The following is a 10822-nucleotide window of genomic DNA, read 5'->3' as shown; positions in this document are numbered from 1 at the left end:
ATGTATTATCAATTTTATAACTATGAAGATATAGTCCAGTTACCAATATCATCGTCATTGCCTATTTCTCTATCTGGCCCCGCAGAGAATATATCTATATCACCATTCTTACCTGGATTATTCATTTGGTAAGCACTTCCCCACGGATCCTGTGGTAACCGCCGAATATAACCATTATGAGGATAGACTCTAGGGATTGGTAACTCAGTTGGTTTGACAACCAATGAGTTAATACCCTGTAGCTCTGTTGGATAGCGGCCATTATCTAGCTTATACATATCCAAGGCATTTTCTAAAGCAACAATGTCACTTAATGTCTTTTGCCGATCAGCACGGTTTTTATTGGACATCAGACTGGGTATTGTTAAACTCGCTAAAATCCCCAAAATCATGATGACAACCATAATTTCGAGTAATGTAAACCCATACGATTTAGTATCCTTCATAATCCCTCTTAGATAAATATTATGCAATCAAATTGTTAATTTGTAATATCGGTTGAAATATGGACAAAACGATAAAAAGAATAAATGCCGCCATAAAAATCATTATTGCTGGCTCTAGTAATGTGACAAATATATTTATTTTATCCATCAATTCATTTTCTTGAACATCAGTCACTTTCTCCAACATGAGATCTAACTCCCCCGTACGTTCACCTGATGCAATCATATGTATAATCATAGGAGAAAATACTCGACTAACGGCTAATGAAGAAGATAGGCTGGCCCCTTCACTAACTAATTTAGCTGAGTTAAGCAGCTGTTTTTTAATATATCCATTAGTTAATACAGAATTACTTATTTTGATTGCCTGCATTAAATTAACACTATTGGAGTTTAATATAGTCAACGTTCTTAAATAGCGTGATATATTCAATCTAATAATATATCCACCCACCAAAGGAATTTTTAAACAATAATATTCAAAGAGTTCGCTTAACCTCCTTACCTTTAAGGCTCTATTAATTGAGATTACAACAATGATAGTCAACGCTAATATAGATGAAATGTTATTTTTAACCCCATTACTCACTGCCATGAGAGTCTGAGTCGAAAAAGGTAATTCATTATTCTCGAAAGAGAACTGTTCTATTATACTGGGTACTACTACAGATAATAGGATGATTACCACACCTAGTGATACAATAATTAAAATCGCAGGATATATGAGTGTTTGCCCAAGTTTTCTTTTTACTTTCTGCGTTTGCTCAATATGGTCAGCAAGTCTAGATAGAATCATTCCCAAATGCCCTGATATTTCACCTGCAGTGATCATTGACCTATATAATGGATTGAACACATTTGAATGATGGGAGAGTGAGTCAGAAAGTGAATAACCTTCAACAACTTTCTTTCTTATATCACGTATTATACCATTCATTATATTCTTTTTATTTTGCTTCTCAATAACCTCCAACACTTCATCTAAAGGTATTGCTGCATTTACTAATGTCGACATTTGCCGAGTAATCAATACCAGGTCATCGTTATTAATACTTTTGAAATATCTTATCACATTGGGGAAATGACCTACTTTCCTTATTTTAATTTTTAATAAACACCACTCTCTCTGGTAGATAATTCCCCTGGCAATAAGAATATTGTCGGCCTCAATATTACCTTTTATTCTCACTCCATTATTATTGATAGCGATATATTTAAATACAGGCATGCTTGTCCTCTAAGCTTATCCTGATAACTTCTTCAATTGTTGTTAGACCAGCCATAACTTTATCCACCCCATCTTGTTCGATGCTGCGTATGCTCTGCTGCGCCAACTGAATAAGCTCATGTTCACTATAGCCTTTATAAATGCCTTCCCGTAGATGATTATCTACCACCAAGAGTTCATGTAGCGCTATTCGCCCGCGATAACCTGCTGCATTGCATTTTTGGCAACCTATCGCGCGATATGCATTTCCCTCAATACTTATCTGATAATTGATACCCAAACCTTTTAGCTTATCCGATATAAATGCGTATTCCTGCCGGCACTCAATGCATAATCTACGGACCAGTCGTTGAGATAAAACAGCCAATAATGAGCTTGATAGCATAAATGGCTCTATCCCCATGTCTTTCAGCCTGGTTACCGCACCAACAGCGCTGTTAGCATGTAGTGTTGATAAAACCAAATGACCGGTTAAAGAGGCTTGTACCGCTATTTGTGCAGTTTCCACATCTCGTATTTCACCAATAAGGATGACATCGGGGTCTTGCCGCAGTATTGCTCTTAGGCTGCGAGAAAAAGTCATACCAATTTTTGAATGGACCTGTGTCTGGGAAATACCTTCAATATCAAACTCTATAGGATCTTCTACAGTCATAATATTTCTTTCACCTGAGTCTATTCCCATTAGCGCCGCGTAGAGGGTGGTACTTTTACCCGCACCGGTGGGACCAACAATCAATACAATGCCATGAGGTTTGAGTACGAGCTTTTTCATTAAACTATAGTTGGCTGCTGACATATCTAAAGATTGTAAGTCCAGTTTAATACTGCTTTTATCCAGTAATCGTAGGACGACACGCTCACCATGATTTGATGGTAAAACTGATACGCGCACATCTAAAACTCGCCCGGCCAAGTTCAATGCAATACGCCCATCTTGAGGAATACGTTTCTCAGCAATATCCAGCTTCGCCATGACTTTAATCCGAGAAACCAGTAATAGCGCCACGCCCCGTTTCAGTTCCAATATATTTCTTAACACTCCATCAATACGAAATCTTATTATCAATTTTTTTTCGAAAGATTCCACATGAATATCTGAAGCTGAATTTTTAATTGCCTCGGTTAAAATTGTATTAATTAATCTTATTATTGGAGCTTCATTATCTGAGCCTAGTAATTCTTCATTATCTGATAACTCGCTGGCGAACGAATAGGTATCTAACTCATCACTTATCGCATTCATTGTTTTATGTGATTGCATTGAATCATGCTGATACACAGTCGCTAACATGTTGTTAAATTCATCGTCAGTAACAAAATCAATCCCCACTGGTTGATTAGCGATTCTATTACCTTCAAGTATTGACTCAAGCGAAGCTGAATGGCGACAAATAAGTTGACAGCCCTTATCTACCGGAGTTGAAATGACACCATTATCTTTAGACCAATTAAATGTTAATGGTACTAATTCCTTTTCATCGTCGCTCATGGCTCTATTCCTACCGCACTGTAAAAGCGCCTTATATCTCTTTTAAGTATATTCAAGTCATCATGTTTTTTTGTGTATTCTGACATCTTCTTGGATAGTTTTAGTGGCGCATTGATAAATTTTTCATTTATATTTCCATTATTATATTCAGTGTACTTTTCTGCTGTTACCAGGTTATAGTCACTTGTTTCTCTGAGTATGGTAGGTTTAATGAATAAGATAAGGTTACTCTTCTCTACCTTTTCTTTTTTCTGTCTAAACAACCCGCCAATAAAAGGAATATCACCCAATATAGGGATTTTATTTACTATTTTATATATCTTCTTATCTAATAACCCGCCAACAACAACCGTCTCACCACTTTTTACCAAAACTGCATTATTAACGACTCTTTTGTTAAAAATAGAGCCTAAATTATTAGCATTCGCGTCAGAGCTATCAGCAATACTTGATACCTCCTGCCGTATTTCAAGCAGAACCGAATCACCTTTGTTTATCTGTGGTTTCACTTTCAGCATGACACCTACATTCTTCCTTGAAATTGAGTTATATACTCTATCTGTTGATGTTGTTTGCGTCGATGTCAGTACAGGAACCTCTTGGCCTACATTGAACTCAGCTTCCATATTATCTAATGTAACAATGCTTGGTGTTGCCAGAATATTATTATTTGAATTAGTTGCCAGAGCAGTAAATAAACCACTCCAGTTACCTTTATAAAACCCCGCGGTTAGTCCTGCGATCGCCATCGGCGGCATACGTTCACTATTGTTTCTTGTATTAGCTGAGTTAGGAATAAAATTGACTCCGCCAGAAAATTTATTTTCCCATTGAATACCAAGATTTAGCCCTTCTCCATTTTGCGTCTCAACTATGATGGCCTCAACCAATACTTGCGCTCGTCTTACATCCAGTTTTTCGATAACCAAATCTAATTCTTTCATCATTTTAGCGTCGGCTGTAATAACCAAAGCATTTGTCTGATCATAGGCTTTAATGGCAATATTTTTATTGTGATTTTTACTTACCGAGTTTGTTTTTTTGTTACTGTGAAAATCTTGGCTGATACCGGTGAGCACCTCTAAAAGTTTTGATGCTTGAGCATATTTCATATATATAACTTTTGTATTTCCATAACTCTCCTGTTGATGGTCAAGCTCTTTTATCATTTTAATGGCTCTTTTTCTGATATGGCTATCACCGCTGACTAATACAGAGTTAGTCCTATCATCCGCAATCATTCTGCCTACACTGAATGATTCTTTCTTGTTGGAATTTGTTTGATTTATTACTTCATTTACCAGTTTAGTCACTTCAGCGGCATTAGCATGGTTTAGTTTATAATGTTCAATATCTGTATCTCCTGCATGATCGAATGTGTTGATTATAGCGTACAAACGGTTTACTACCGCAGCTCGCCCCGTAATTAATATAGTATTGGATGGTTCATAGTGCATAATACTACCAGATTCGGAGTTATCATTTAACTGACGTAATAAAGGTGCAATACTCTTGGCTGATATATGCTTAAGGGGAAATACTCTATTAATAAGTTCATCGCCATGAGTTTCCTCTGATTCCCTTAGTATAGGTACGACGGAACCTTTAGCGCGTTTTGAGGGGATTACCTTTAATATATTATTAGGCATTTCCACCACGGTATATCCATAGACATCGAGTACATTAAGAAAAAATTGATAATATTTTTCTTGATCTAATAGCTCATAACTACGGACACTAATCAATCCTTTAACTTTAGGATCTATTATTATAGTTTTATTGATATTTTTACTTACTGTATTAATAAACTCTTTTATATCTGCATCTTTGAAATGCACCGAAAAACCTTCACTATTCGCGGATAACGGTAATAAAATTAGTACTATTATTATTTTTGATAGTTTCACTAACATAAAGTTAATAAAATCATTAAATGTATCGCCATATATCAGATGGACATGTTTGATATGCATTTATATTTCCCTTACATGAAACCCAGGAATGTACCTACTCCAGTAGAATTAATGAATAATAAGTGGTGCCATCGCTAATAGTGATCTTATCGATAAATATCTTTACAAGAAAAATATTTATATTTTCTATTACATCACCAATAAAATAAGTTTTTTGCTCCATACCAGTATCTATTATTGCAATAGACTTTGACTCATCTGTATGTTTGAGCACGCCAACCAGTTTCAAGTCACCATGGTACAAAGGAGCATTATCAATTTCTCCAATACTATTGATTTTTTCATTCTTTTTACTGTTTTTTTCACTCTTACTAAATAGCTTTAGCTTTATAATTTCCTTTATCATTCCCTCTCTATTGTTTATTTTACTACTCTCTACGCCGTGACCTTTATATAATATAGGGATTGGCTGTTCTTCTTTACTTGATATAGCGTTAAAAAATATACTGAGATAATATAATATAAGTAATGTTAACAACACTTCAAGGATATGTTGTTTATAACTAAAAAGCATTTGGCAGGGTGTTATTACTATCCTATTTAAAAATGATAACACCCTAACCTATCCTTTATAATGGAGAATATACAGAGAACAAGTCTATTTTAGTAACCAACAAACCTGTCATTCATTTTGTTCGATACCATATTTTTTAATATCCCAGAATCTAACCTAAGACCATATCTATTTATAGTCTTAATAATTCCGTCAGGTATTCCCGCATTTTTTAAATGTGCTCTAAACTTATGAATTAATTGATGATAATTATTATCAGAGATGCTTTTATGATTTTCATACCATACTACTTTTATGATATCTTGCTTGCGGTTAACATCATTAAACAAACACATGACCAATCTCTTTTGTTTTTCATTAATATCAATTGTTAATTTTTTAGTATGAAAATGGATCTTATTCATACAGCAATCCAGTGATATCTCTTTCTCATAATCAATCACTCCTTTACCATTGACATCAATAAATTTACTGCCAGAGACAACAGAGACTGTATCAACATACATAAATAACCCCTTGAATACATTCACTCAGTTAATAAAGGCCAATCACATACAACTTTGGTGTGATAAGAAAACAAGTGATAATTATTACTTTCGCTTAATGAATAAAACAAATTAAATTATATATTATCATTATATTTCATGTTAAGTGATAAATTTATACATATATATATATGTATAAAACAAACTCACCTGATAATAATTGATCAGGATAATAATCAAATAAAATATATCAATCATGTGAATTCATTATTTAATGACAATGAAATAATACAGATTCATGATGATATCATTATTATTAAGAATGTTTACAACTCGTTTTATTCACCCAATAAAGTAACAGGTAATCACAGAGGTTAAAATACAATAAAGATGGAAAAGTTCAAGAAATAAATACCATTTAACAATATATATTCAATTTGTTTACTAAAAAACAAAATTATAACATTCATATGTATTTTATTTAAAACACCCCATCATCACTATACAGTTCGCGACCAGACTTTGATGATGATACCGCCTCATTCATATAAGCATAAATACTATTTATCGCCAAGCAGGAATGGATAATAAAAAAAAGAAGAGGGTATCTAATTTAGCAATAACTCATGAGTATCATTATTATTCCCCTTGAATTTTCGCAAGGGGAATAGGGGGGAGTTAGACCAAATGTATTACTTAAGGAATTCGACAACACCACCATTTAAGTTGTACATACTGCCGACAATTTTTACTTTCCCTTCTTGTTCTAGGTTTCTAATTATTTCGCTGTTTTTGCGTATTTCATCCATGGTGTGTTTCACATTATTCGTCGCTACAGCATCGACGTATTTCTCATTTTTACTGCTTTTCTCACCATCAAATTGGGTGGCCGCAATGGCTGGCTTGATCTTATTGAGCAGGCCAGTAAGATTGCCAAGTTCAACGTTATCAATAGCCCCTTTGATTGCACCACAAGCTGTGTGCCCCATAACTAAAATGACTTTAGCTCCCGCAGCGGCACAAGCAAACTCCAGACTACCTAATAAATCATCATTAGAGATGTTACCGGCAATTCTGGCATTGAAGGTTTCACCGATACCCGTATCCAGAATAATTTCCGCTGGCGCTCGAGAATCAATACAGCTCAAAATGACCACCGCAGGGAACTGCCCTTCTGCACTACTGCGTTTTTGTGCAAGATAATCATGTTGTTGCATTTTACCGGAAACAAACCGCTTATTGCCCTGCTTTAAACTTTCAACTATTTGATCTGGGGTTAACTTATCACGTTCTTCTTTGGTCAAAGCCGCAGCATACGATATTTGAGGTAACCCCAATCCAATCCCACCGATGACACCCGCAGCAGTGATGCCTAATGCGGCTTTTAGCATATTCCGTCGGCTATTAGGAGGGCTATCTTCTGAACAACAACCTGGTATCTTACTCATACTCTCTCCTTGAAACTATTGTTGCCATTGTTGTTACTGCTGGATTAGTGAGCAGTCAATTAAATGTAGTACATAGTGTTCGCATTACGCGACTGCCAATAGCGAAATTGCGGTATATCTGGCTATTCTCAGGGCGGTAGTCATTCAGGTTACGCATTGCCCGCGAGAGCCTTATGGTGATCTCTCATCCATTGGGCTAACGAATCCAATGTTGGCTGCAATGTTTTGCCCAATGCCGTAATTTGATATTCAACGCGTGGAGGGACTTCGGCATAGACCTTGCGGTAGACCAAACCGCGCTGTTCGAAAGCACGTAATTGCCGGGTAAGCTCTTTTTGGGTAATGGGTGCAATGGCCCGTTGCAACTCGCCAAATCGAATTGGTACAGCTGTTACGATTAAACGATAGAGAATTGGAATAGCCCATTTCCCTGCAATAAGTTCGACAAATTGCACCATCGGACACTTCTCTTCCACAATTGAGTGGTCTGGTTCTAATTTATTTTTTGCTGTTAGCGGCTGATAGGCTGTCATTGCTTTCCTGTTGCATCATTAGTATCTAATTGGTACCTACTATACTTTAGATACTTTTGTATTAAAAATGGTCTTCCACTGCTATCAATGAGAAGACTTACCATGAATCGTTTAAATGACAAATATGCACTAATTACAGGTGGAACCAGTGGTATCGGGCTGGAAACTGCTCGTCAATTTATTGCTGAGGGTGCAACGGTGGCGATCACCGGTAGGAGCGCTGCTGCCCTGCAAGCTGCACATAAGGAACTTGGAGGCCAAGTTTTGCTGTTAAACAGTGATGCCAGCGATATTGCCGATCAATATCAGCTAGCGGCAAAACTCACCCAAGTTTGGCCACGCCTTGATATCGTCTATATCAACGCAGGCGATGTTACTCATCGTTCAATAGGAGAGTGGGATGAAGAAAGTTTTGAGCAAGTATTATCAACTAACCTGAAAGGCCCTTTCTTTTTGTTGCAAGCACTGTTGCCGCTGCTGGCTAATCCTGCCTCAGTGATCCTTTGTGGCTCCGCCAGTGTTCATATTGGTTTACCGCAAAGCAGCGTTTATGCCGCCAGCAAGGCAGGGTTACTTTCTCTTGCGCGCACCTTGTCTGGTGAATGGGCAAGCAGAGGAATCCGAGTCAATGGCTTGAGTCCAGGGCCGACACAAACACCAGCCCTGCAAAAACTGGGATTATCCGGCAGCGAACAAGAGCATCTGGCGGAACAAATCCGCCAACTGGTACCAATTAAAAGAATGGGAACATCTAGTGAGATTGCCCATGCTGCGGTCTTTCTCGCCTCAGATGAATCCAGTTTTGTCGTTGGAACAGAATTACGGGTAGACGGGGGTGTCAGCAGCCTTTAACTACCTTATCTAACAAGAAAATTAGTCACTTACTGGGTAGTGAGTGGTACAGGTAATTTCCCACCGATCCCTGAATTAAAACGAATTTTTTCAGATATTTTCGGTCTGGTGACACAACAAAAGCTAGCCATTTAGGCTCAACTTCATCTACTGGATGATGTCACGGCAATCTGGGATATCAATAAAAATAGTGATATCCGCTCCGTGTTATCCATTGGATAGCATCTGAGATAGAGAGCAAAATACGGGTTAGCCGAAATGGGCGCAACCCGTTCTATCGCATTAAGATATCTGCAAAAAACGATCGAGCTGCCTGCGCAGTTGGTCATTTTCTTTCTTTAACTGCTCAACCCTTTCCAGCAGGGTTAGGGTCATTGCCACACCAGACCAGTCCAGATCCAACTCATTTTGTAGCCGCTGGGCGCGTTGAAGGCAACTCAGTGCATCAGCGTCAAAAATCCAGACGGTGTCGGCAGGCTCAAGTGGCACAATCATACCCAATCCGACTACCTCGACCAATTCATCCTGCATTATTCCCGTTGACTGGCATAATTCAGTCACGGTATAGGTGATTTCTATTTCAGCCATAATCTGTTACTCCCAGCCAGTGCGAGGATTAAATGACGCCTGATCTGACAGTTGTTGCCACAGCGCGCGCATTTTCTCGTCCGGTTTTGGCGGCATCACTACCTTGAGGATCGCGTACAGATCGCCAGTTCCCTTTTTGCTAACTAGCCCTTTGCCTTTGATACGCAATCTCTGACCACTTTGGCTACCTGCCGGGACCGTTAAAGTGATTTTGCCCGTCAGTGTCGGCATCTCTACATTGGCACCTAATGCCGCTTCCCATGGGGCTAACGGCACCACTATTTGTAAATTTTGACCATCAACATCAAACATTGGATGCGGTGCAATGCGAATAATCAGGAATAAATCGCCATTAGCTCCACCGGCAAAACCCGGTGCCCCCTGCCCTTTAAGACGGATACGCTCGCCATCCCCCACCCCAGCCGGAATTTTCACTTTTAGCGTTTTGGATGTCTCCGCCCCCGGATACCCCGAAGCATCAACAGTCGGTATTTTGTAAGAAATAGAACGCGTCTGTTCTGCCAAGGTTTCTTCTAAGAAGATGGGCAATTCCATCTCAAGATCTTGGCCGCGAACACCGCGAGGTGGTCGCTGAGAGGTGTGATGAGCTGAAGCCCCACGGTTAGCAAAGAAAGATTCAAAAAAATCAGAGAAGTCTTGGGAACCGGCCCCCGCACTGCTGTACCTTTGTTGATGACCTGAATTATAGGCGGCTTGTTGTTGGGCAAAACGAGGGTCATTCCGATGCAATCTTAACTCGTCATATTCAGCACGCCGTTCAGTATCTTTTAATACTTCATAGGCCTCGGCAACTTCTTTGAACTTACTTTCAGCATCGGCTTCCGCGCTGACATCTGGGTGATATTTGCGCGCCAGCTTGCGATAGGCTGTTTTAATATCTTTCTGGGAAGCAGTTGGTTCTACTCCCATCACGGCATAATAGTCTTTAAATTCCATGCGGCAATATCCTTAAATTCAATGTGCTATACCCAATAGATTTCAAGGTGCAGGAAGGTGGCAAAAAAGAGACAAATCGAATGTAACCCGATTTGAACAGCATTTATGCTAGCCCGCAGGGTGTGCCTCAATCATGCTAATGAACCCCGATAAGACAAATTAACGGCAAGTCAGTGAGTTGAATGCTGCTTGTAGCGGCCTCACTGAGGCAAGACCCATAAATAGGCCAAGTAACGGGACCAGCCAACACACCTGCATTCTGAAAGATGACGGGTAAGATATAAGATATCCCCATCTGACTTATAT

At 38.6% G+C, this 10822-nt stretch carries 11 protein-coding genes; 1 reads left to right on the top strand and 10 read right to left on the bottom strand.

Features of this window, described 5'->3' with window-relative positions; translation table 11 throughout:
* Positions 1 to 20: 20 nt before the first annotated feature.
* The 8 genes from gspG to EL015_RS04300 form a co-directional block, all read right to left on the bottom strand.
* The gene (gspG, locus tag EL015_RS04335) at positions 21 to 446 is read right to left on the bottom strand and encodes a type II secretion system major pseudopilin GspG (protein ID WP_032906540.1); all 426 of its coding nucleotides are present in this window, start codon (positions 444 to 446) and stop codon (positions 21 to 23) included.
* 19 nt (positions 447 to 465) lie between these two features.
* On the bottom strand, positions 466 to 1674 hold the full coding sequence (locus EL015_RS04330; protein ID WP_032906541.1) for a type II secretion system F family protein: 1209 nt from the start codon (positions 1672 to 1674) through the stop codon (positions 466 to 468).
* A complete protein-coding gene (locus EL015_RS04325) occupies positions 1661 to 3166 on the bottom strand; it encodes a GspE/PulE family protein (RefSeq protein WP_032906542.1) in 1506 nt (501 codons plus the stop codon). The genes EL015_RS04330 and EL015_RS04325 overlap by 14 nt, the downstream gene beginning before the upstream one ends.
* Positions 3163 to 5139 (bottom strand): type II secretion system secretin GspD, encoded by a 1977-nt coding sequence (gene gspD, locus EL015_RS04320; RefSeq protein ID WP_005185908.1) that lies wholly within the window; start codon positions 5137 to 5139, stop codon positions 3163 to 3165. Before gspD ends, EL015_RS04325 begins: the two co-directional genes overlap by 4 nt.
* A 34-nt stretch (positions 5140 to 5173) precedes the next feature.
* Positions 5174 to 5695 (bottom strand): type II secretion system protein N, encoded by a 522-nt coding sequence (locus EL015_RS04315; protein ID WP_050288559.1) that lies wholly within the window; start codon positions 5693 to 5695, stop codon positions 5174 to 5176.
* 47 nt (positions 5696 to 5742) lie between these two features.
* A complete protein-coding gene (locus EL015_RS04310) occupies positions 5743 to 6159 on the bottom strand; it encodes a winged helix-turn-helix domain-containing protein (protein ID WP_032906543.1) in 417 nt (138 codons plus the stop codon).
* A gap of 671 nt (positions 6160 to 6830) precedes the next feature.
* Positions 6831 to 7586, bottom strand: a complete 756-nt coding sequence (locus tag EL015_RS04305) for a carbonic anhydrase (RefSeq protein WP_032906544.1) — start codon at positions 7584 to 7586, stop codon at positions 6831 to 6833.
* A gap of 149 nt (positions 7587 to 7735) precedes the next feature.
* The gene (locus EL015_RS04300) at positions 7736 to 8119 is read right to left on the bottom strand and encodes a winged helix-turn-helix transcriptional regulator (protein ID WP_005185926.1); all 384 of its coding nucleotides are present in this window, start codon (positions 8117 to 8119) and stop codon (positions 7736 to 7738) included.
* Between the two features lie 102 nt (positions 8120 to 8221).
* Here EL015_RS04300 and EL015_RS04295 point away from each other — a divergent pair, with 102 nt between their 5' ends.
* A complete protein-coding gene (locus EL015_RS04295; protein WP_005185929.1) occupies positions 8222 to 8971 on the top strand; it encodes an SDR family oxidoreductase in 750 nt (249 codons plus the stop codon).
* Positions 8972 to 9253: 282 nt separating this feature from the next.
* Here EL015_RS04295 and cbpM read toward each other — a convergent pair whose 3' ends face one another.
* Both cbpM and cbpA read right to left on the bottom strand, forming a co-directional pair.
* Positions 9254 to 9559, bottom strand: a complete 306-nt coding sequence (cbpM, locus tag EL015_RS04290; RefSeq protein ID WP_005185931.1) for a chaperone modulator CbpM — start codon at positions 9557 to 9559, stop codon at positions 9254 to 9256.
* A 6-nt stretch (positions 9560 to 9565) separates the two neighbouring features.
* Positions 9566 to 10516 (bottom strand): curved DNA-binding protein, encoded by a 951-nt coding sequence (cbpA, locus tag EL015_RS04285; RefSeq protein ID WP_005185934.1) that lies wholly within the window; start codon positions 10514 to 10516, stop codon positions 9566 to 9568.
* Between the last annotated feature and the right edge of the window lie 306 nt (positions 10517 to 10822).

The organism is Yersinia intermedia, from assembly GCF_900635455.1.
Taxonomy (GTDB): domain Bacteria; phylum Pseudomonadota; class Gammaproteobacteria; order Enterobacterales; family Enterobacteriaceae; genus Yersinia; species Yersinia intermedia.
Note: the sequence above shows the minus strand (reverse complement) of the source record. Positions and strands in the feature narration are given on the sequence as shown.